17 protein-coding genes are annotated in these 22,385 nt (G+C 74.0%); 13 read left to right on the top strand and 4 right to left on the bottom strand.

Going from position 1 to position 22,385, the window contains the following annotated elements:
- Window positions 1–8: 8 nt before the first annotated feature.
- Complete coding sequence (locus AB0O82_RS28200; RefSeq protein WP_363586733.1) at window positions 9–3,236, top strand: ATP-dependent DNA helicase; 3,228 nt, start codon at window positions 9–11, stop codon at window positions 3,234–3,236.
- A gap of 190 nt (window positions 3,237–3,426) precedes the next feature.
- On the top strand, window positions 3,427–4,611 hold the full coding sequence (locus AB0O82_RS28195) for a PP2C family protein-serine/threonine phosphatase (RefSeq protein WP_363586732.1): 1,185 nt from the start codon (window positions 3,427–3,429) through the stop codon (window positions 4,609–4,611).
- Between the two features lie 18 nt (window positions 4,612–4,629).
- Here the strand turns inward: AB0O82_RS28195 and AB0O82_RS28190 are convergent, their stop codons facing one another.
- The gene (locus AB0O82_RS28190; RefSeq protein WP_363372609.1) at window positions 4,630–5,601 is read right to left on the bottom strand and encodes an endonuclease/exonuclease/phosphatase family protein; all 972 of its coding nucleotides are present in this window, start codon (window positions 5,599–5,601) and stop codon (window positions 4,630–4,632) included.
- Window positions 5,602–5,679: 78 nt separating this feature from the next.
- Between AB0O82_RS28190 and AB0O82_RS28185 the strand changes: the two genes are divergently transcribed.
- From AB0O82_RS28185 to AB0O82_RS28160, 6 genes are all read left to right on the top strand, one after another.
- Window positions 5,680–6,312 (top strand): PadR family transcriptional regulator, encoded by a 633-nt coding sequence (locus tag AB0O82_RS28185; protein WP_063347909.1) that lies wholly within the window; start codon window positions 5,680–5,682, stop codon window positions 6,310–6,312.
- Window positions 6,313–6,440: 128 nt separating this feature from the next.
- A complete protein-coding gene (locus AB0O82_RS28180) occupies window positions 6,441–7,205 on the top strand; it encodes an ABC transporter ATP-binding protein (protein WP_363586731.1) in 765 nt (254 codons plus the stop codon).
- Window positions 7,202–10,066, top strand: coding sequence for an ABC transporter permease (locus AB0O82_RS28175; RefSeq protein ID WP_363586730.1), 2,865 nt, complete (start codon window positions 7,202–7,204; stop codon window positions 10,064–10,066). The genes AB0O82_RS28180 and AB0O82_RS28175 overlap by 4 nt, the downstream gene beginning before the upstream one ends.
- 145 nt (window positions 10,067–10,211) lie before the next feature.
- On the top strand, window positions 10,212–11,615 hold the full coding sequence (locus AB0O82_RS28170; RefSeq protein WP_363586729.1) for a dipeptidase: 1,404 nt from the start codon (window positions 10,212–10,214) through the stop codon (window positions 11,613–11,615).
- 69 nt (window positions 11,616–11,684) lie between these two features.
- Window positions 11,685–12,626 carry an NAD(+) diphosphatase gene (gene nudC / locus AB0O82_RS28165; RefSeq protein WP_363586728.1) on the top strand — a complete coding sequence of 314 codons (942 nt, stop codon included), beginning with the start codon at window positions 11,685–11,687 and terminating at the stop codon, window positions 12,624–12,626.
- Between the two features lie 210 nt (window positions 12,627–12,836).
- The gene (locus tag AB0O82_RS28160; RefSeq protein ID WP_363586727.1) at window positions 12,837–13,676 is read left to right on the top strand and encodes a GntR family transcriptional regulator; all 840 of its coding nucleotides are present in this window, start codon (window positions 12,837–12,839) and stop codon (window positions 13,674–13,676) included.
- Window positions 13,677–13,790: 114 nt separating this feature from the next.
- Here AB0O82_RS28160 and AB0O82_RS28155 read toward each other — a convergent pair whose 3' ends face one another.
- Window positions 13,791–14,048, bottom strand: a complete 258-nt coding sequence (locus AB0O82_RS28155) for a mycoredoxin (protein WP_363586726.1) — start codon at window positions 14,046–14,048, stop codon at window positions 13,791–13,793.
- A 299-nt stretch (window positions 14,049–14,347) separates the two neighbouring features.
- Between AB0O82_RS28155 and AB0O82_RS28150 the strand changes: the two genes are divergently transcribed.
- The 4 genes from AB0O82_RS28150 (at window position 14,348) to AB0O82_RS28135 (ending at window position 18,155) form a co-directional block, all read left to right on the top strand.
- Window positions 14,348–16,516, top strand: coding sequence for an ATP-dependent DNA helicase UvrD2 (locus AB0O82_RS28150; protein WP_363586762.1), 2,169 nt, complete (start codon window positions 14,348–14,350; stop codon window positions 16,514–16,516).
- Between the two features lie 249 nt (window positions 16,517–16,765).
- Window positions 16,766–17,224 carry a hypothetical protein gene (locus AB0O82_RS28145; protein WP_363586725.1) on the top strand — a complete coding sequence of 153 codons (459 nt, stop codon included), beginning with the start codon at window positions 16,766–16,768 and terminating at the stop codon, window positions 17,222–17,224.
- A 218-nt stretch (window positions 17,225–17,442) separates the two neighbouring features.
- Window positions 17,443–17,760, top strand: a complete 318-nt coding sequence (locus tag AB0O82_RS28140; protein ID WP_280676621.1) for a WhiB family transcriptional regulator — start codon at window positions 17,443–17,445, stop codon at window positions 17,758–17,760.
- Complete coding sequence (locus AB0O82_RS28135) at window positions 17,757–18,155, top strand: hypothetical protein (protein ID WP_350879868.1); 399 nt, start codon at window positions 17,757–17,759, stop codon at window positions 18,153–18,155. The genes AB0O82_RS28140 and AB0O82_RS28135 overlap by 4 nt, the downstream gene beginning before the upstream one ends.
- Window positions 18,156–18,263: 108 nt before the next feature.
- Here AB0O82_RS28135 and AB0O82_RS28130 read toward each other — a convergent pair whose 3' ends face one another.
- Entirely contained in the window at window positions 18,264–19,688 is a 1,425-nt protein-coding gene (locus AB0O82_RS28130) for an AarF/ABC1/UbiB kinase family protein (protein ID WP_363586724.1), read from the bottom strand.
- A 240-nt stretch (window positions 19,689–19,928) separates the two neighbouring features.
- Window positions 19,929–20,651: a TetR/AcrR family transcriptional regulator gene (locus AB0O82_RS28125; RefSeq protein WP_363586723.1), complete on the bottom strand. Its 723-nt coding sequence runs from the start codon at window positions 20,649–20,651 to the stop codon at window positions 19,929–19,931.
- A 165-nt stretch (window positions 20,652–20,816) separates the two neighbouring features.
- Here AB0O82_RS28125 and AB0O82_RS28120 point away from each other — a divergent pair.
- A partial coding sequence (locus AB0O82_RS28120; RefSeq protein ID WP_363586722.1) for an MFS transporter occupies window positions 20,817–22,385 on the top strand: 1,569 nt, incomplete at its 3' end.

The raw sequence follows: 22,385 nt of genomic DNA, 5'->3' as shown, positions 1-22,385 counted from the left end.
GTTGCGGGGTGACCGCCGTGCTCAGCCATCCCGACCAGCTCAAGGAGCTGCTGGGCATCCCGTTCAACCGGGAGCAGATGGCGGCCATCGGCGCCCCCCTGGAACCGGCCGTGATCGTGGCCGGCGCCGGGTCCGGCAAGACCACGGTGATGGCCGCCCGGGTGGTCTGGCTGGTCGGCTCCGGCGCCGTCCGGCCCGAGGAGGTGCTCGGCCTCACCTTCACCAACAAGGCCGCCGGCGAACTCGCCGAACGCGTGCGCACCGCCCTGCTGCGGGCCGGTGTCACCGGGGAGGACGGCGCGGAGCCGCTCGGCGAACCGGAGATCTCCACCTACCACGCCTTCGCCGGCCGGCTGCTCAAGGAGCACGGCCTGCGGATCGGCATCGAACCCGACGTGCGGCTGCTCGCCGACGCCACCCGCTTCCAGCTCGCCGCCAAGGTGCTGCGCACCGCCCGCGGCCCGTTCCCCGCGCTCACCGGCACCTTCGCCAACCTGGTCGCCGACCTGATCGCCCTGGACGGCGAACTCGCCGAGCACCTGGTCGAGCCGGACACCCTGCGCGCCCACGACGAGGACCTGCTGGACACCCTCGCCACCGTCAAGCTCACCAACGACGACCTGCGGGCCGTCCCCGCCACCGCCCGGGCCCGGCTGGAGCTGCTGCGCCTGGTCGAGGACTACCGGCGCCGCAAGCACGCCGCCGGGCTGATGGACTTCGGCGACCAGATAGCCGCCGCCGCCCGGCTCGCCCAGCAGCGGCCCGAGGTCGGCGCGCTGCTCCGCGGCCAGTTCCGGGTCGTGCTGCTCGACGAGTACCAGGACACCTCGGTCGCCCAGCGGCTGATGCTGGCCGGCCTGTTCGGCGCCGGCCCAGGGGGACCGGGCGGTGCCCACCCCGTCAGCGGCCACCCCGTCACCGCCGTCGGCGACCCCTGCCAGGCGATCTACGGCTGGCGCGGCGCCTCCGTCGCCAACCTCGACGAGTTCCCCCGGCACTTCCCGAAGGCCGACGGCCGCCCCGCCGCCCGCTACGCGCTCAGCGAGAACCGCCGCAGCGGCGGGCGGCTGCTCGCCTTCGCCAACGAACTCGCCGCGCCGCTGCGGGCCATGCACGAGGGCGTCGAGGCGCTGCGCCCGGCCCCCGGCGCCGAGCAGGACGGCTACGCGCGGGCGGCGCTGCTGCCCACCCACGCCGAGGAGGTCGACTGGCTCGCCGACTCGATCGCCCACCTGGTGCGCACCGGCACCGCGCCCGGCCGGATCGCCGTGCTGTGCCGCGGCGGCGCGGCCTTCCCGGACATCCACGCGGCCCTGGTCGCCCGCGAGGTGCCGGTCGAGGTGGTGGGCCTGGGCGGGCTGCTGCAACTGCCCGAGGTGGCCGACCTGGTGGCGGTCTGCGAGGTGCTCCAGGACCCGACCGCCAACGCCGCGCTGGTGCGCCTGCTGATCGGCCCGCGCTGGCGGATCGGCCCGCGCGACCTCGCCCTGCTCGGTCGCCGGGCCGCCGACCTGGTGCGCACCGACCGACCCGAGGGCGTGGAGGCGCTGACGGCGGCCGTCGCCGAGGCCGACCCCACCGAGGTGGTCTCGCTCGCCGACGCGGTGGAGACCTTCCTCGACGCGGAGCAGCCCGACGAACTGCCCTTCTCCGCCGAGGCCAGGGTCCGCCTGGCCCGCCTCGGCCAGGAGCTGCGCGACCTGCGCCGCTCGCTCGCCGACCCGCTGATGGACGTGCTGCACCGGGTGCTGGCCGTCACCGGTCTGGAGGTCGAACTCGCCGCCTCCCCGCAGGCGCTGGCCGCCCGGCGGCGCGAGACCCTGCACGCCTTCCTGGACGTCGCCGCCTCCTTCGCCGACCTCGACGGCGACCCCGGCCTGGCCGCCTTCCTCGGCTTCCTGCGCGCCGCCCAGGAGTACGAGCGCGGCCTGGACAGCAGCCTGCCCGGCGGCGAGGACACCGTGAAGGTGCTCACCGCACACAAGTCCAAGGGCCTGGAGTGGGACGTCGTCGCCGTCCCCGGCCTGGTCAAGGGCTCGTTCCCGTCCACCACCTCGCGCGAGCGCTGGACCAGCAGCAAGCGGGTGCTCCCGCACGCCCTGCGCGGCGACGCGGACACCCTGCCCGACGTGCGCGGCGGGTGGGACGGCAAGGCCATGACCGCGTTCAAACGGCAGCTGGCCGAGCACTCCGGCACCGAGGAACTGCGCCTGGGCTACGTCGCGTTCACCCGCCCGCGCACGCTGCTGCTGGCCTCCGGGCACTGGTGGGGGCCCAACCAGAAGACCGTCCGCGGCCCGTCCGCCTTCCTGGAGCAGCTGCGCGAGCACTGCGAGCGGCCCGGCGCCGGGGAGGTCGAGCACTGGGCCGAGCAGCCGGAGAAGGGCGCCGAGAACCCGGCGCTGGCCGCCCCCGTCGAGCACCCCTGGCCGCTGCCGCTGGACCCGGCCGCCCAGCTGGCCCGCCGCCGGGTCGCCGAGGTGGTGCACGCCCGGCTGGCCGGCGCGCCCGCCCCCGAGCCCGAGCCGATGGCCGCCGAGGACCAGCGCCAGGCGGCCTCCTGGGACCGCGACCTCACCGCGCTGCTGGGCGAGTTGGAGCGCTCCCGGCGCACCGCCCGCGACGTGCCGCTGCCCGCCGCGCTGTCCGCCACCCAACTGCTGCGCCTGGCTGCCGACCCGGACGGCTTCGCGCGCGACCTGGCCAGGCCGATGCCGCGCCCGCCGCAGCCGGCCGCCCGGCGGGGCACCCGCTTCCACGCCTGGGTGCAGTCCCGGATCGAACCGCTGCTGCTGATCGAGCCGGGCGCGCTGCCCGGCGCGGACGACGACGGCATCGAGGACGAGCAGGACCTGGAGCAGCTCAAGGAGGCGTTCCTGCGCACCCCGTACGCCCAGCGCCGGCCGCACCGGGTGGAGGCGCCGTTCCAGCTGGTGCTCGGGGGGCGGGTGGTGCGCGGCCGGATCGACGCGGTCTACCGGGACGGTGACGTGACGTCAGTAGCCGGTGGCGCGTCACGCTACGAAGTGGTGGACTGGAAGACCCACCGCGAGGAGACTGCCGACCCGTTGCAGCTCGCGGTCTACCGGATCGCCTGGGCCGAGCAGGCGGGCGTTCCGCCGGAGCAGGTCACGGCTTCCTTCCTGTACGTCCGCAGCGGGCGGATCGTCCGTCCGGCAGGACTTCCCGACCGAAAAGAGTTGGAACGGCTCCTGATCGGGAACAGTGAAGAATGAGTCACGCAGAGCATTCAAGTCATCACGGCAGCGCCCGAAACCTGTGCGTCATGCACGTTTCGTGCCTATTGTGGGGTCGGTAACCGGTCAACCCCCGTGCTCCGGCCGCCAGCGAGGCCCGCATTCCCTAACCCTCAGTCATCACCGCAGGTGCCCCAGGGCATCGGCGTCTTCTGCTGGAGTAACGACGTTGAGCGCGACCGGATGGATCAGAGAGCGGTTCACCGGGCCGACCCCGGGACCCGCTCCGGGCACGACCGGCACCTGGCCGAGGACGGCGCTCGCGCTGCCCTTCATCGGCATGGCGCTGATCGTCGCCCTCGACTTCGTCAGCAACACCGAGGTGACGGTCGAACCGGCCCTCACCGCCGTCCCCGCGCTGGCCGCCGTGGTCAGCCACCGAACCTGGTACCCGCTCGCCATCGGCCTCTTCACCGAGGCGGTGGCCTTCCTGATGGCCTTCCGCAGCGACGCGCTCGACCAGTCCGTGCACGCCGCCAGCGTCTTCGCGATCCTGCTGGTCGCGCTGATCGGCTGGGTCAGCGCCACCCTGCGGCTGCGCCAGGAGCGGGCGCTGGCCGACGCCCAGCTCGTCGCCTCGATCGCCCGCCGGGTGCTGCTGAGGCCCGTCCCCGAGCGGGTCGGCACCGTCCAGGCGGCCGTCCACTACGAGGCCGCCGCCGCGCACGCCAGGATCGGCGGCGACCTGTACGAGGTGGTCAACACCCGGCACGGGGTGCGGGCCGTGGTCGGCGACGTCCGCGGCAAGGGCCTCGGCGCGGTCGAGACCGCCGCCGCCGTCCTCGGCGCCTTCCGCGAGGCCGCGCACCAGGAGCCCGCACTGGACCGGGTCGCCGGCTGGCTGGCCGTCAGCCTCGACCGGGCCCTGCACGAGAACGACCACCCGGGCGTGGAGGAGGAGTTCGTCACCCTGGTGCTGATCGGCGTCGGGGCGGACGGCACCGCGGAACTGGTCAACTGCGGCCACCCCTCGCCGCTGCTGCTGCGCGGCGGGGATGTCCGGCCGCTCGAACTCGCCGAGACCGTCCCGCCGCTGGGCGTCCTGGACCCGGCCGACGTCCGGCCGCCGGTGCACCGGGTGGCACTGCGGCCCGGCGACCGGGTCCTGCTGTTCACCGACGGGGTGATCGAGGCCCGCGACCGCTCCGGCGCCTTCTACCCGCTCGCCGAGCGCCTCCCGCGCTGCGCCGACGGCCGCCCGGCGGACGTCCTGCAGCGCCTGCACGAGGACGTGGTGCGCCACGTCGGCCGCCAACTCGGCGACGACGCGGCCATGCTGCTCCTCCAGTACGCGCCGGCCCCCGCCGCCGGCACCCAACTACCGCACCAGCACGGCGTCCTGACCCGGCACTAGTCCCGTGCTGGGCCCGTACTAGAGCGAGACCTCCACCAGCAGCGGCCGGTGGTCCGACACCGCCGCGCGCGGCGCCGCCGCCGGGCCGACCGCGGCGCGCGGCACGCCGACCGCCAGCACGTGGTCGAACTGCACCGCCGGGCGGTGCGAGGGGTACGTCGGGGTGCGGGCCAGGTCGTACCAGCCCTGCAGACGGGGGCGGGGCTCGCGCACCCGGCGCCGGCGCGGCTCGGCCAGGGCCGGCCGGGCCCGCCGGGCCGCCCGCAGCTCCCGGACCCGTGCCCGGGGAGCGGTGCGCTCCAGTGCGGTCGCCCCGCCGAGGACGGTGCGCGGCACCGCGCCGACCAGGTTGAAGTCGCCCAGCACCAGGTACGGCTGCGGCAGGTCCGCGATCCACCGCCGGATGCCGGCCAGCTGCGCCATGTTCCACCCGGGGACGAAGGACAGGTGCGCCGCCACCACGGTGAACGGGCCGTGGTCGCCCTCCAGCACGGCCGCCAGCGCCGCCCGCGGCTCGTCCGGCACCGGGGTGAGCCCGCGCCGGCCGGCCACCCGCAGTGGCAGTCCGAACGGGGCCGGGGCGAACCGGCGGGCCCGCCAGTGCCGCACCGGCAGCCGGGTCAGCAGCGCGGTGCCGTACGAGGGCGGGGCGCCGTCGCCGACGTCGCCGGGCCCGTACACCCGCAGGCCGCCGGGCACGGAGGGCTCCGGCACCCAGCCCGCGACCGGCGCCGGGCGCCCGTGCAGGGCGGCGGCGAACCGCCAGTCGGCGGCCCCCATGGCCTTGGCGGCCACCGCGGCCTGGTCGGTGCCGCCCGAGCGGGACTGGTGGCGGTCCACCTCCTGGAGGGCCAGTACGTCGGCGTCCAGCGCGGCCACCGCCTCCGCCAGCGGCCCGCCGGCGTCGGCGGGGTAGGGCCGCGGGGCGCCGTCCGGGGCGAGCGGCTGACCGTGCAGCAGGTTGAAGGTGGCGATGCGCAACTGGCTCACACCGCACGACGGTACCCGCTCGCCGGGGGAGGGGGCGCGGCTTGAGCCCGTGGGGCATACCGGGTATACATACTGAGTATGTCCATCCGACACGGCCTGCTCGCCCTGCTCGACCAGGGCCCGCGCTACGGCTACCAACTGCGCACCGAGTTCGAGGCGCGCACCGGCGCCACCTGGCCGCTCAACGTCGGGCAGGTCTACACGACGCTGTCCCGACTGGAGCGGGACGGCCTGGTCGAGCCCGCCGGAGAGGACGACGAGGGCCACCAGTTCTACGCCGTCACCGAAGAGGGACGCACCGAGCTGCGGGCCTGGTTCGACACCCCGGTGCCCCGGACCAACCCCCCGCGCGACGAACTGGCCATCAAGCTCGCCATGGCCGTCACCGTCCCCGGGGTGGACGTCTCCGCCGTCGTCCAGGGCCAGCGCCGCCACAGCATCAAGGCGCTCCAGGACTACACCCGGCTCAAGGGCCGCGCGCTGGCGGGGGAGTCACGGCCCGGCATCGCGCCCTCCGCGAGCAACGACCTGGCCTGGCTGCTCGTCCTCGACCAGCTGATCTTCCAGACCGAGGCCGAGATCCGCTGGCTCGACCACTGCGAGACCCGGCTCCACCAGCACGCGGAGACCGAACAGGCCCGCGCCGCCGAAGCCGCCCGCGACGGCGGCGCCACGGCCGCCCGGCCCGCCCGCCGCCGCTCGCGCACCTGACCCCGCCCGCCGTCGCTCGCGCACCTGCCCCCGCGACGGCCGCCGCTCGCGCACCTGACCGCGACGGCCCGCCCGAACCACCGGCCCGGACCCGACGCCGAGCCCACCACCAGCACAAGGGGGGAACCATGTCCCACACCGACCCGGCCCGGCAGACGCCGGTACTGCACCTGGAGAACGTCACCCGAGTCCACGGCCAAGGCGCCGCGGAGGTCCAAGCCCTGCGCGGCATCGACCTCAAGGTCCACCCCGGCGAGTTCGTCGCCGTCATGGGCCCGTCCGGCTCCGGCAAGTCGACGCTCCTCACCCTCGCCGGCGGACTGGACACCCCGACCACCGGCCAGGTCCTCGTCGAGGGCGTCGCCCTCGGCGGGCTCAACCGCAAGCGGCTCGCCCAGGTCCGCCGCCGCTCCATCGGCTACGTCTTCCAGGACTACAACCTGATACCGGCCCTCACCGCCGGCGAGAACATCTCGCTGCCGCGCGAACTCGACGGCCTCTCCGCCCGCGCCGCCCGCCGCGAGGCGCTCGCCGCCCTGGAGGAGCTCGGCATCCCCGAGCTCGCCGACCGCTTCCCCGACGACATGTCCGGCGGCCAGCAGCAGCGCGTCGCCATCGCCCGCGCCCTCATCGGCGACCGCCGCCTCGTCCTCGCCGACGAGCCCACCGGCGCCCTCGACTCCACCACCGGCGAGGCCGTCCTCGCCGTCCTGCGCGCCCGCTGCGACGCCGGCGCCGCCGCCATGATGGTCACGCACGAGGCCCGGCACGCCGCCTGGGCCGACCGCGTGGTCTTCCTGCGCGACGGCCGCATGGTCGACGAGAGCGTCAGCCAGGACGCCGCCAGCCTGCTCGTCAGCGCCGCCACCAACAGCATGAAGGTGGACGAGTGAAGCTCAGCGCCTGGCGGGTCGCCCTGCGCATCGCCCGCCGCGACGCCCTGCGCGCCAAGGGCCGCAGCGCCCTGGTGGTCGCCATGGTCGCACTGCCCGTCCTCGGCGTCACCGGCGCCGACGTGGTCTTCCGCAGCGCCGACCTCGAACCCGCCGAACACGTCGTGCGCGTCATGGGCCAGGCCGACGGCGAACTGCAGATGCTCGAACGCGGCGCCATCGTCCTCCAGGCGCCCGACCCCGACAAGGGAATGTCCACCAGGAGCGCCAAGGACGAGGCGAAGAACGGCGCCGCCCCCCAGTACACCCCCGCCCAGCAGCGCAGCCTCGACACCGAACCCGTCGAACTGGCGAAGCAGCTGCTCCCGCCCGGCACCGTCCTCGTGCCCGAGCGGCAGGGCCCCTACACCGCCGCCGGCAGCTCCCAGGGCCTGCTCAGCACCCGGACCACCGAGCTGGACCTCACCGACCCGGTCTGGAAGGGCCGGGTCGACCTGGTCAAGGGCCGCGCCCCCGCCACCGACGGCGAAGCCGCCGTCACCCGGGACTTCCTCACCCGCTCCGGCCTCAAGATCGGCGACCAGACCGCCGTCCGCGGCCTGGAGGACACCCCCTTCACCATCACCGGCGTCGTCGAGTACCCCGGTGAACTGACGGCCACCGAGATCATCGCCCGGCCCGACACCCTGATCGGCAAGATCGCCAAGCTCCCCGGCGCCGACCGCAGCCGCAACGCCGGCACCGACGCGCCCACCCGCTGGCTCGTCAAGCTCCCCGCCGGCAGCCTGGACTGGCCCAAGGTCACCGAACTGGGCGGCTACGGCTTCACCCTCGCCTCCCGCGCCGTCCTGCTCGACCCGCCGGCCCGCGCCGACGTCCCCTACTACGTCGAGGCCGACAAGCACGGCGGCCCCACCCCCGGGTACCTCGACCGCACCTCCGTCGTCATCCTCGCCACCGTCGTCGGCATGGCCCTGCTGGAGATCGTCCTCCTCGCGGGCCCCGCCTTCGCCGTCGGGGCCAGGCGCTCCCGGCGGCAGCTCGGACTGCTCGCCGCCGGCGGCGGTGAGCGCGCCAACATCCGCGCCGTCGTCCTCGGCGGCGGCATCGTCCTCGGCATCACCGGCGCCGTCGTCGGCCTCGGACTCGGCATCGGCCTGGTCGCCCTGCTGCGCACCCGGGCCGAGGAGTACGCCGGCCAGCGCTTCGGCCACTTCAACCTCCAGCCGCTCGACCTGCTCGGCGTGCTCCTGGTCGGCCTGGTCACCGGCCTGCTCGCCGCCGTCGTGCCCGCCGTCCAGGCCTCCCGCCAGGACGTCGTCGCCGCGCTCACCGGCCGCGACTCGCTCAAGCCCCCGAGCCGCAAGCTCGCCCTGCTCGGCCTGCTGATGCTCGGCGGCGGCTCCGCGCTCGCCCTGCTCGGCGCCACCAGCGGCTTCGCCAACCGCAGCCTGTCCGTCCTCGGTGGCTCGGCCGTCGCCGAACTCGGCATGGTCGCCCTGACGCCCTACCTGGTCGGCCTGTTCGGCCGGCTCGGCCGCTGGCTCTCGCTCGGCCCCCGGCTCGCCCTGCGCGACTCGGTGCGCCACCGCGGCCGCACCGCGCCCGCCGTCGCCGCCGTGATGGCCGCCGTCGCCGGCACCGTCGCGGTCAGCGTCTACCTCGCCAGCTACGACGAGGGGAACCGCCGCGAGTACACCGCCGCCGCCCCCTCCGGCGCCGTCATGCTCGGCAGCGGATGGCTGCCCGCCTCCGAGGGCAAGCTGCTGCCGCAGATGCGCGACGCGGTGGAACGCAACATCCCCGCCCTCGGATCGCGCGCCGACATCCAGCGCGTCGACTACAAGGGCGACTGCGCCGACGGCGGCAGCGGCTGCGGCTACATCCAGGTCGAACTGCCCAAGGAACTGCGCTGCCCCGCCCTCGACGACACCGAGCGCAGCACCGACGAGACGGAACGCATCCTCGGCACCGACCCGCGCTGCCAGGGCATCGGCCACCGCGGCAACCACTTCAGCAACCTCTCCGCGGGCGACGCCACCCTGCTGCGCAACCTCTACGGCGTCACCGACCCGGCCGCCGGGCAGGCCCTCGCCGCCGGCAAGGCCGTGGTCTTCGACGCGAAGTACCTCAAGGACGGCAAGGTCGCGGTCGGGTTGAACGATCCGATGGAGGAGACCGACGGGCCGTCCCCCCGGAAGCGCGGCCACACCGAGATCTCCGTCGACGCCGTCCTCGCGTCCGCGGTGGTGCCGGCCAGCGGCCAGGCCGTGATCAGCCCCGACACCGCCACCCGGCTCGGCCTCACCACCTCCCCGGCCGGCTCGGTCTGGCTGCCCGACAGCTCGCCCTCCGACGGCGCCCAGCAGAAGGCCAACGGGGCGCTGGCCAAGCTCACCGACCAGGACGTCCTCTCGATCGAGCGCGGCTACCAGTCCAGGTCCGACCTGATCGGCCTCGGCCTGTCGATCTTCGCCGGCATCGTCGCCCTCGGCGCGGCCGGCATCGCCACCGGACTCGCCGCCGCCGACTCCCAGCGCGACCTGACCACCCTCGCGGCGGTCGGCGCCGAGCCCCGGATCCGGCGCACGCTCTCCGGCTTCCAGTGCGGGGTGATCGCCGCCATGGGCACCCTCCTCGGCACCGTCTGCGGGATCGTGCCGGCGGTGGCCCTGCGCAAGGTCCAGGGCGTGGCGACCTCCGTCCCCGGGATGAGCGCCGAGACGATCGCCAACAACTCGGTCGTGGTCCTCCCGTGGCTCACCATCGCGGTCACCGTGGTGGCGCTGCCGGTGCTCGCGGCGGGCCTGGCCGCGCTGCTCACCCGCTCGCGGATCTCCCTGCTGCGCCGCTCCGGCTGAGGTTCGCGCACCCTCCCGTCACCCCCGTCCGCGCCCCCTCCACTCCGGGGGCGCGGGCGGGGGTGACGGAGGTTACAGCCCCGACGGCGCCCGGCAGCCGGACGGCCGGGGCGGGCACCCGCACGGGCGAACTAAAGTCGTCCGTATGACGAGAACTCCGGACAGCGTCGTCCGCTCCTTCATCGACCAGCACCAGGCCGGCTTCCTCGCCGACCTCTCCGAGTGGCTGGCCATTCCCTCGGTCTCCGCCGACCCGGCCCGCGCCGGCGACGTGCGGCGCTCCGCCGAGTGGCTGGCCGCCAAGCTGCGCGACTCCGGCTTCCCGGTGGCCGAGGTGTGGGAGACCGACGGCCTGCCGGCGGTGTTCGCCGAGTGGCCCTCCGGGGACTCGTCCGCGCCGACCGTCCTGGTCTACGGGCACCACGACGTGCAGCCCGCTGCCAAGGAGGACGGCTGGGACACGGAGCCGTTCACCCCGACCGTGGTCGGCGGACGGCTGTTCGCCCGCGGCGCGGCCGACGACAAGGGCCAGGTGTTCTTCCACACCCTGGGCGTGCGCGCCCACCTGGCCGCGACCGGCCGCACCGCGCCGGCCGTCAACCTCAAGCTGCTGATCGAGGGCGAGGAGGAGTCCGGCTCGCCGCACTTCGCCGACCTGGTCCGGCGCGAGGCCGGGCGGCTGGCCGCCGACGTGGTGGTCATCTCGGACACCGGCATGTGGTCCGAGACCACGCCGACCGTCTGCACCGGCATGCGGGGCCTGGCCGACGCCCAGATCGACCTGTACGGCCCGGACACCGACATCCACTCCGGCTCCTTCGGCGGCGCCGTCCCCAACCCGGCGCAGGTCGCCGCCGAGCTGGCGGCCGGCCTGCACGACGCCGACCGCCGGGTGGACATCCCGGGCTTCTACGACGGCGTGATCGAGCTGACCGACCGCGAGCGCGAGCTGTTCGCCGAACTGCCCTTCGACGAGGCGCAGTGGCTCAGGGTCGCCAAGTCGTACGGCACCCGGGGCGAGGCCGGCTACTCCACCCTGGAGCGGGTCTGGGCCCGCCCGACCGCCGAGGTCAACGGCCTCTGGGGCGGCTACACCGGCCCCGGCGGCAAGACCATCGTGCCGTCCTCGGCGCACCTCAAGCTGTCCTTCCGGCTGGTCGCCGGGCAGGAGGTGGAGAAGGTGCGCGAGGCCGTCCGGGAGTGGGTGGCCGCGCGGGTGCCCGAGGGCGTCCGCCACGAGCTGACCTTCCCGGGCGCGACCCGGCCCTGCCTGACCCCGCTGGACCACCCGGCGCTGCAGTCCACCGTCCGCGCCATGGGCCGGGCCTTCGGGCAGAAGATCCTCTTCACCCGCGAGGGCGGCTCCGGCCCGGCCGCCGACCTCCAGGACGTGCTCGGCGCGCCGGTGCTGTTCCTCGGCATCTCGGTGCCCTCGGACGGCTGGCACTCGGTCAACGAGAAGGTCGAACTGGACCTGCTGGCCAAGGGCGTGGAGACGGCCGCGTACCTGTGGGGGGACCTGGCCGAGAACTTCCGGCCCGGCGCGTGACCCCGCGCGGGCACACCATGGCAGTCAGATCACTCATCCGGATGATTCATCACGTGGGGATGGAACGAAGTGAGCACCGTGCCTGAGACCGAACGCCCACTGAACCTGGCACTGGCCCGGGCCGGGGTGGACCGGGCGGCCGAGCACCGGCTCGACGAGCCCTGGCTGGCCGCCGCCTGGAGCCACCCGGCCACCCGGGTGCTGCCGATCGCCGGCGGCGAGGCGTTCGTCGTCGACACCGCGCAGGGCACCGAACTCGTGCTGATGCCCTCCTTCGAGGCGCCGCAGACCGGGGACCGGTACTTCCTCGGCACCGACGAGGACGGCGTCTCGTACTTCGCGCTGGCCGGTGAGAGCCTGCCCGGGCGGCTGGACGGCGACGCCCGCCCGGCCGGACTGCGCGAGGTCGGCGCGCTGCTGTCGGACCGGGACGCCGGACTGCTGGTGCACGCCGTGGCGCTGGAGCACTGGCACCGGCTGCACAGCTTCTGCTCGCGCTGCGGGCACCCGACCGAGAAGGCCGGCGCCGGGCACGTGCGGCGCTGCACCTCCTGTGCGGCCGAGCACTACCCGCGCACCGACCCGGCGGTGATCATGGTGATCACCGACGAGCAGGACCGCTGCCTGCTCGGCCGCCAGGCGCTGTGGCCGGAGGGCCGCTGGTCCACCCTGGCCGGCTTCGTCGAGCCGGGGGAGTCGATCGAGCAGGCGGTGGTGCGCGAGGTGCACGAGGAGGCCGGCGTGCAGGTCGGCGAGGTGCGCTACGTCGCCAGCCAGCCCTGGCCCTTCCCGTCGAGCCTGATGCTCGGCTTCACGGGCCGGGCGCTGCCGGGCGGCACGGCGATCACCGTGGACGGCGAGGAACTGGCCGAGGCGCGCTGGTTCTCCCGCGAGGAGCTGCGGGCCGGGATGGAGGCGGGGGAGATCCTGCCGCCCTCCGGGATCTCGATCGCGCGCCACCTGGTCGAGCTCTGGTACGGCGGACCGCTGCCGTCGGCGGCGCGCTGGTAATCCCCGACGAATGGGGGGCGTGCGGGTTATCCCGCGCGCCCCCGTTTTTCTTTTCCCTTCCTTTCCGAATCCGCCACGATCGGATGTTCGTGGCCGGACGGGCCAGTTCTGCTACCACCGCCCGCCGTCCCGAAGCCGTCGTCAACCCGCGCGGACGACATTGCCGGAAACGGCTGAAACCCCGCCATCGCGCTCGCTACATTCACTCGGGTGACAATCCCCCGGGGCACCGCCCAATCCCCCAAATACCAGCGTCTCGCCGCCGACCTGCGCCGCCGGATCGCCGAGGGCGAGTTCACCGCCGACGCCGCACTCCCGGTCGAGAGCGAACTGGAACGCCAGTACGGAGTCGCCCGCAACACCGTCCGGCTCGCCGTCGACGTCCTGGTCAACGAAGGCCGCCTGGTCCGCCTCCAGGGCAAGGGCACCTACCTGCGGGAACATCCCGTCCTGGACCACCGCGCCTACGGCCCCACCCTGGCCCCCGCCCCCCGGGACTGCCTGGCCGTGCCCTCCGCCGTCTACCTCGGCGAGGCCGCCGAGGCCGGCCGCGAACTCACCACCGACTTCGAGATGATGATCGTCCGGGCCCGGGTCGACATCGCCGAACGGCTCGGACTGCGCCCCGGCGAGGCCATCGTGGTCCGCCGCCAACTGCGCCTGCTCGACCGCGAGCCGTACTCCATCGAGGAGAGCCACTACCGGGCCGGACTCGCCGCCGGCACCCCGCTGATGGAACCCGACCCGGTCGAGGGCGGCGACGAGGCCGTCCTCGACGAACTCGGCCGCACCGAGATCGGCGCCGTCGACCACCTGGTCGCCCGGATGCCCGGCCCCGAGGAGGCCCAGTGGTTCCAGGGCGGCCCCGGCGTGCCGCTGATGGTTCAGACCCGCGTCACCTACGACCGGCGCGGGCCCGTCCGGGTCATCGAGACCCGCTACTCGGCCGACCGCAGCCGGCTCGTCTACGGCATCGGCGACCTCGGCGCGCGCGCCACCCTGCCCGCGCCCGCCGCACCCGTCGACCCCGCCAGGGCCGACGCGCAGTGACGCGCGCCGGCCCGGACCCCGGGCCGGCCCGGCCGGGCCGTTCAAGCCCGCTCGGGCAGCACGGACCATGCGGGCCGCTCGGGTCGCGCGGACCGCTCAGGCCGTTCGGACCACTCAGACCCCGAGGGCCTTCTTCACCTGGAGCAGGCTCGGGTTGGTCATCACGACCCGCTCGCCGCCGGCGTTCGGCGTCACCAGCACCGTCGGCACGGTCTGGTTGCCGCCGTTGACCGACTCGACGAACGACGCCGACGCCGGGTCCTCCTCGATGTTGACCTCCGTGTAGCCGATCCCCTCCCGGTCCAGCTGGCTCTTGAGTCGGTTGCAGTACCCGCACCAGGTCGTGCTGTACATCGTCACGCTGCCGGACATCGAGGAGGCTCCTTCAGGAAGAGGGCGTACGGTCTCAGGGCAGGAACGCCCACCGCGCGACGGTCATTCCGCACGGCCACGCTCCGTCGCACCACGACGGCGCCCGAACGGCCCCGCGCGCCCCGGTGCGCAGCGATCATCCTGCGATCACACCGTGCCTGTGGACAACCCCGCCCCCGTTGTCCCAGCGGGCTGAGAGGATGGAAAGCATGCAGGAAGACCTCTTGAGCGGCAGCCCGTCCGACGGCCCCCACGGCTCCCTCTGGGCCGACCCCACCGCCGCCACGGGCCCCGACGCCGTGCTCGCCGGGCTCGACCCCGAACAGCGCGCCGTCGCCACCGCCCTGCACGGGCCCGTCTGCGTCCTCGCCGGCGCCGGCACCGGCAAGACCCGCGCCATCACCCACCGGATCGCCTACGGCGTGCGCAGCGGCGTGTACCAGCCCCAGCAGGTCCTCGCCGTCACCTTCACCGCCCGCGCCGCCGGCGAGATGCGCGGCCGGCTGCGCCAACTCGGCGCCGACGGCGTCCAGGCCCGCACCTTCCACGCCGCCGCCCTGCGCCAGCTCCAGTACTTCTGGCCGCGCGCCGTCGGCGGCCCCGTGCCCCAGCTGCTCGAACGCAAGGTCCAGCTCGTCGCCGAATCCGCCGGCCGCTGCGGCCTGCGCGTCCAGCGCACCGAACTGCGCGACCTCACCGCCGAGATCGAGTGGGCCAAGGTCACCCAGCTCGGCCCCGACGACTACCCCGCCGCCGTCCAGAAGTCCGGCCGCGACGCCCCCCGCGACCCGGCCGAGACCGCCCAGGTCTACCGCGTCTACGAGGAGACCAAGAGCCGCCGCGGCGTCATCGACTTCGAGGACGTCCTGCTGCTCACCGCCGCCATCCTGGAGGACCGCCCCGACATCGCGGACCAGGTCCGCTCCCAGTACCGGCACTTCACCGTCGACGAGTACCAGGACGTCTCCCCGCTCCAGCAGCGGCTGCTCGACCAGTGGACCGGCCCCGGCGGCGGGGCCAGCCTCTGCGTCGTCGGCGACGCCAGCCAGACCATCTACTCCTTCACCGGCGCCACCCCCGACTACCTGCTCAACTTCCGCACCCGCCACCCCGAGGCCACGGTCGTCAAGCTGGTCCGCGACTACCGCTCCACCCCGCAGGTGGTCCACCTCGCCAACGGACTGCTCAGCCAGGCCCGCGGCGAGGCCGCCCGCCACCGCCTCGAACTCGTCTCCCAGCGCGAGGCCGGCCCCGAACCCGTCTACACCGAGTACGAGGACGAACCCACCGAGGCCGAGACCACCGCCCGCCGGATCAAGGACCTGCTCGCCACCGGCGTGCGCGCCAGCGAGGTCGCCGTCCTGTTCCGCACCAACGGCCAGTCCGAGGTCTACGAGCAGGCCCTCGCCGACCTCGGCGTCCCCTACCAGCTCAAGGGCGCCGAGCGGTTCTTCGAACGCCCCGAGGTCCGCGACGCCGGCGTCCTGCTGCGCGGCGCCGCCCGGGCCGGCGCCGACCCGCTCACCGCCGACGCCCCCGACCTGGCCGGCCAGGTCCGCGCCGTCCTCGCCGCCCGCGGCTTCACCGCCGAACCGCCCGCCGGCTCCGGCGCCGTGCGCGACCGCTGGGAGTCCCTCGCCGCCCTCGTCCGGCTCGCCGAGGAGTTCGAGCGCACCCGCACCGCCGCCGGCCACAGCGCCGACCTCGCCGCCTACGTCGCCGAACTCGACGCCCGCGCCGCCGCCCAGCACGCCCCCGCCGTCGAAGGCGTCACCCTCGCTTCGCTGCACGCCGCCAAGGGCCTCGAATGGGACGCCGTCTTCCTCGTCGGCCTCACCGAGGGCACCCTGCCGATCATCTACGCCAAGACCGACGAGCAGATCGAGGAGGAGCGCCGACTCCTCTACGTCGGCGTCACCCGGGCCCGCAAGCACCTCTCCCTCTCCTGGGCGCTCAGCCGCTCCCCGGGCGGCCGGGCCAGCCGCAAGCCCAGCCGCTTCCTGGACGGGCTGCGCCCCGGTTCCAGCGCCCCCGGCGCACGCACCGGCGGGCGGGGCGGGCGCGGGGGCGTGGAGCCCGGCGAGCGCTCCGCCGGACGGCGGGTCCGCGGCCCGGTCAAGTGCCGGGTCTGCGAGAAGGTGCTCACCGAGGCGGTCGAGCGCAAGCTGCGCCGCTGCGAGAGCTGCCCGTCCACCATGGACGAGGCGCTGTACGAGCGGCTGCGCGAGTGGCGGGCCCGCCAGGCCAAGAAGCAGGGGGCGCCGGCCTACGTGGTGTTCACCGACGCCACGCTGATGGCCATCGCCGAGGACGTGCCGGCCAGCCGCCAGGAGCTGGCCGTGATCTCCGGGGTCGGCGCGATGAAGCTGGACAAGTACGGGGCGGCCGTGCTCTCGTTGTGTGCGGGGGAGGAGCCCGAGGAGGATCCGGACGGCGTCGAGGACGGCGAGCCGGTCGATCCGGCGTGAGCCGGTCCGGGCGCGGTCCAGGGGAGTCTCCCGGGGGCCGCTCGGGGGACATCCGAACCCGCCGTGAAAAATAGTTTGCGCGGCATACCGGGAGCGCAATAGCCTGCCGGAGCGGTCAAGGGGACGAGATCGCACGGGGTGACACCTGTGCCGAATCCCCTGCACCCAACAGCTTCACCGAGACAGACATCCGAACATTCGGAACCGGGGCGACCTGGCTCCGCGAGACGCCGAGAGGAGGCGATGACAGTGGGAAACATCATGATCACCAAAATGACTGGCCAGACCGTTGTTGCTGCCTCCCTGCGTGCCGCCCGTCTGCGGGCGCTCGCCGAGCTCGGTGGAACCGGTCTGGGTCTCGACACCACCGGTGTCTCCGTCGTCCCCGCTGTCAGTGGCCTTGGACACACTGATGTCTGCGCCGCGGGCGGCAGGAACGTCGAAGGCACCTCCGTCGAGGCCGGTCTGTCCGGCGACTGGGCGTCGTTCGGTACGTCGCGCTCCCTGCGTGATGAGCGACCGACCCAGGCACCGAAGGCAGTCGTAGCAGCCGCCATGCACGGCGACTATGCGCAGGTCGTCGGTGCCGGAAGCACCCAGAAGCAGAACGAGCAGCAGATTAACCAGGCCATGGCCGCCTTTGCGGGCGCCACGGCCATCCGGATGCGGGCCTTCCGCGGGCCTGAACCCTGGAGAGAACGAACCTGAGTAAGCCTCAGGTCGGCACCTCCAGGGCCGCGGAACCCGTCACACCGGGATCCGCGGCCCTTCTGTTTTGTCCGGTACGCAAGATCACCCAGGCCCCCCGGGGCCTCCGGCCCAGACCCACCAGCCATCTGGGCCGGAACCACTGAGAAGACGAGGAAGACGCCACAGTGTCCACGGTCATCACGCCGCCCATCCCGTCCGTACCGCCGACAAGCCAGATCACCAAGGCCGACCAGGCCGACCCCCCGGAGGTTCCTTCCATGCAGATCAGCTCCATCGAGCAGGCCGAGGCGCTCGGGCTCCCCATCCCCTGCCGCGCCTTCGACCCCGAGGTCTTCTTCGCCGAGACGCCCGCCGACGTCGAGTACGCGAAGTCCCTCTGCGGCACCTGCCCGGTCAAGGACGCCTGTCTGACCGGTGCGCTGGAGCGGCGCGAGCCGTGGGGCGTCTGGGGTGGCGAGCTCTTCGTCCAGGGCGTCGTCGTGGCCCGCAAGCGGCCGCGTGGCCGTCCGCGCAAGACCGAGGTCATGGCGTGAACCCCGCCCACGGCGCCAGGGCCGTCCGCCGGGGAGAGCAGCCCCTGCTGGACAGCTCCCTCCGCCGTTCCGTCCGGATCGCCGCCGCCAAGGCCGACGCATCCCGGCCAGCCCCCTTCCCGAGCACGCACCACGAGCAGGACCACCACATGACCGCCGCCGCCATCGATCCGACCGTCCGCGCTGAGCAGACCACCGAACTTCAGATCCAGAACAGGACCCTCGAAATGCAACTCCTCCACGAATCCCTGGCCCGGGCCCATATGCAAGAGCGCCTGCACGAGGCCGAGCACCAACGCCTCGTCACCCGGGTCGCCCGGGCCCGCCGGCTCAAGCAGCGGGCCGAGCGCGCCTCGCTGCGGGCCCGCAAGGCGATCGCCGTCGCCCTGATGTAGTCGCGGCTGTCGTCGCGTGCGGGGCCTCCCCGCGTTCCACCCCCGTCGTGCCGCAGGCCGCCCCCCGTCACGGGGAGCGGCCTGCGGTCGTCGGGGGCGGCGTTCCGGTCAGCTCTTGCGGGTGCGGCTGGCGGGCCTGCCGCCTGCCGGCTTGCGACCGGCGGGCTTCGCCGTCCCCGCTGGGTTGGCCGGCTTCGCCGGCTCCCGACCGGCGAACTGGGGCAGCCACGCCAGCATCTCCGCCCGGAACGGCGCCTGGGCGCCCAGCTGGCAGAGCACCCCGATGGTGCTCAGCGTCACCCGGTGGATCAGCAGGTACGCGGGTGGCAGGTTCAGCTGCTTGCCCAGGTTGTAGGCGGGCGAGCGCGGATCGGCGATCCGGGCCGCCTGCGCGCGCATCCAGGCCCGGGTGAAGTGGAAGCTGTCCACGGCGGCCGGCTCGATGATCGGCCGCAGGTAGTCCAGCACCGCGTCCGGGTCCAGCTCGATCGAGGGCTTGACGAAGCCCTCCTCGCGCAGCATCTTCAGCACGCCCGCCGCGTCGCCGTCCAGGGCCATCCGCAGCGACGCCCCGATCGGCGCGGGCAGCCCGCCCGGCAGCCGGTCCACCGTGCCGAAGTCCAGCACCCCCAGCCGCCAGCCCGACGCCGGGCCGTCGTCCTTCAGCAGCCGGAAGTTGCCCGGGTGCGGGTCCGCGTGCAGCAGGCCGGTCCGGGACGGGCCCGCGAACAGGAACCGGGCCAGCAACTGCCCGGCACGGTCGCGCTCCTCCTGGGTGCCGTCCGTGATCACCTCGGCCAGCGGGGTGCCGTCCATCCACTCGGAGACGAGCACCTGGTCGGCCTGCGCCACCACGCCGGGCACCACGATGTCCGGGTCGCCGGCGAACTCCTCGGCGTGCCGGCGCTGGGCCTGCGCCTCCAGCTCGTAGTCCAGCTCCTCCGACACCCGTTCGCGCAGCTCGGCGATCAGCGGCTTGATGTCCAGCCCCGGGATCAGCGGGCCCAACAGCCAGGCCACCCGGCTCAGTTGCGTCAGGTCGGCGAGCAGCGCGTCACCCGCGCCCGGGTACTGCACCTTGACCGCGACCCGGCGCCCGTCGTGCCAGACGGCCCGGTGCACCTGCCCGATCGAGGCGGCCGCGGCCGGCCGGTCGTCGAACTCCCGGAACAGCTCGCGCCAGCCGTCCCCGAGCCGCTGGGCGAGCGCGGTGTGCACCTTGGCGGCGGGCATCGGGGGAGCGGCGTCCTGCAGCTTGGTGAGCGCGGCCCGGTACGGCCCGGCGACCTCCTCGGGCAGCGCGGCCTCGAAGACGGACAGCACCTGCCCGAACTTCATGGCTCCGCCCTTGAGTTCACCCAGGACCTTGAACAGCTGGTCGGCGGTGGCCTGCTGGAGCTCGGCCGTCACCACCTCGGCGGAGCGGCCGCCGATGCGCTTGCCCAGACCGAGCGTGGCGCGTCCGGCTATCCCCAGCGGCAGGGCGGCGAGCCGTGCCGTGCGGGTCACTGCCTTGCGCGGAAGATCGCTCACCCGGGCCTCCATTCCCTGGCCCCCCGACACCGGACGGCCCACCATCACTAGGCCATTGTGCCCGCTCCCCACCCCGCGACCGCCGGTATTTCGCCAGGCGGGGAAGGGGCGCCCGCACGTGGGACGCGACCGCTGTCCCTTTGCGGGGGAGTTGGACGGCTTGGTCCGGTCGGCCCGGCGTGGTGGGCGGACGGCGGCTGCGCGCTGAGCGGAGTGGCCGGGGGTCGTCCGACCGGAGAGTCAGCGGGGCAGGCGGAGGGCCAGGCCGTCCAGGACCACGTCGAGGCCGTAGGCGAACTTGGCGTCGCGCGTGGCGGCCGGGTCCGGGTCCGCGGAGACGGTCGAGTAGGCGTCGGTGAGGTGGGCGAAGCCCGCGGTGGCCTCCCGGGCGGCGGGCATCAGCCGGGCGATGAACGCGGCCTCGCTCTCGCCGGCCCGGGCGACGGTGGTGAGCCAGGCCGCCTCCGTGGTGCTCATGCCGACGACGTAGGAGATGACCGCGTCGATCGCCCGGACCGGCTCGGGGAAGCCGGCCGAGGTGAAGAAGGCGGTCAGCCGCTCGCCGTAGGACATCAGGTTGGGGCCGAGGTAGGCGAGGCCGGCCTGGCCGAGGACGGACGACAGCCAGGGGTGGCGCAGGGCCGTCGCCCGGAAGGCGCCGGCGGCCTCGGTGGCGGCGGCGCGCCAGTCGGGGCTGTCGGCGGGCGGGAGGGTGATCTCGCCGAAGACCTCGTCCACCGCGAGCTCCATCAGCTCGTCCTTGGTCGCCACGTGCCGGTACAGGGAGGTGGCGCCCGCGTTCAGCCGGGTGGCCAGCTTGCGCATGCTCAGGGCCTCGATGCCCTCGGCGTCCAGCATGGTGATCGCCTCGCGGACGATCGCGGCCCGGCTGAGTGCGGGCTGGTCGGGCTCGCGCTGCCGACGGGCCCACACGGACGGGATCGGGTTCGTTTCGGCGGCCATGGCGGCTCCCCTTCCCTCTGCTCCTGCTTCGCTGCGTACACCGTTCGCATCGAGCGTACAGGAGTCGGGTGTTGCGCACACTGTTCCGCAGTGCGTACAGTGTGCGCAACGAAGGATCGACGTGCGCATCGGGGGAACGGTGTGCGCAGAATGGAGGGGTGGCTGATGACAGCGCTCAACGCGACCGAGGGCCGCAACCCGCACCGCTGGTGGATCCTGATCGTGCTGTGCCTGAGCTCGCTCGTCCTGGTGGTCGACAGCATGGCGCTCACGGTCGCCGTGCCCTCGATGACGGCGGACCTCGACGCCGGCGCCCAGGACACCCAGTGGATCCTCGACTCCTATGTCCTGGTCTTCGCCGGGCTGCTGCTCACCGCCGGCAGCCTCGGGGACCGCTTCGGCCGCCGGAAGATCATGATCATCGGACTGCTGCTCTTCGGGGCGGCCTCCCTCGCGGCCACTTTCTGCACCAACCCCGGCGAGGTGATCGCGGCACGGGTCGCCATGGGCGTCGGCGGATCGCTGATCATGCCCTCGACGCTGTCGATCCTCATCACCGTCTTCGACGAGGACGAGCGCAACAAGGCGATGGCCGCCTGGAGCTCCGTGGCGATGCTGGGGCTGGTCGGCAGCCCGGTCCTCGGCGGCGTGCTGATCGACCACTTCTCCTGGCACTCGATCTTCTTCATCAACGTTCCGGTCGTCGCCCTGGCGATCCTGGCGGGCCTGCTCCTGATGCCGGAGTCCAAGGGGCCGTGGCAGAAGCCCGACCCGCTCGGCGCGGTGCTGTCCGCGGCCGGCATGACCGCCCTGGTCTGGTGGATCATCGAGATCCCGCAGCACGGCGCCTTCGGCGGCCAGTCCCTGGTCACCCTGGCCGTCGCGGTGCTCGCGCTCGGCGGGTTCGTGGTGTGGGAGAACGTCACCTCCGCGCCCATGGTCCCGCTGGCGCTCTTCAAGCACCGCAACTTCAGCGGGGGCTCGCTGTCGCTGACCCTGGTGCAGATCGGCAATGGCGGCCTGCTGCTCGTGCTCACCCAGTACCTGCAGTTCGTGCTCGGCTACTCGCCGGTCAAGGCGGGCCTCGCGTTCGTTCCGCTGGCCATCGCCGCCCTGGTCGGCAACGGGGTCGGCGCCAAGTTCGCCGCCACGATCGGCAACCGCCTGCTCATCCTCACCGGGATGCTCGTCATGGCCGCCTCCTTCGCCCTGCTGACCACCGTCACCGCCGGCACCGGCTTCACCGTCCCGGCGGTCGCCCTCGGGCTGCTCGGCCTCGGCGCGGGCCTGGCGATGCCGGCGGCGGTGGGGGCGCTGATGGGCACCATCCCGCCGGAGCAGGCGGGCGTCGGCTCGGCGCTGAACGACACCATCCAGCAGGCCGGCACCGCGCTCGGCATCGCGATCCTGGGCTCGCTACTGTCGAGCGGCTTCGCCGCCGAGATGCCCGCCGGGATGCCGGAGGAGGCGAAGCACTCCGTCGGCGGGGCGCTGGCGCTGGCCAACGGGGACGCCGGGCTCGTCCGGACCGTCCGGGAGGCCTTCACCTCGGCGATGTCGACGACCTTCACGATCAGCGCGATCGGGGTGCTGGCGGCGGCGGTCGTGGCCACGCTGGTGATGCGCGACCGGAAGGCCGGCCCCGGTCGGGCGGCACGAGCCGATCGCCGTGCACGTCTCCTTCGTCCACTCGCGGATGATCAGCGGGGCCGCGCTGTTCGCGCTGCGCGGCCA

It is taken from the genome of Kitasatospora sp. NPDC088264 (assembly GCF_040685715.1).
Lineage (GTDB): Bacteria > Actinomycetota > Actinomycetes > Streptomycetales > Streptomycetaceae > Kitasatospora.
Note: the sequence above shows the minus strand (reverse complement) of the source record. Positions and strands in the feature narration are given on the sequence as shown.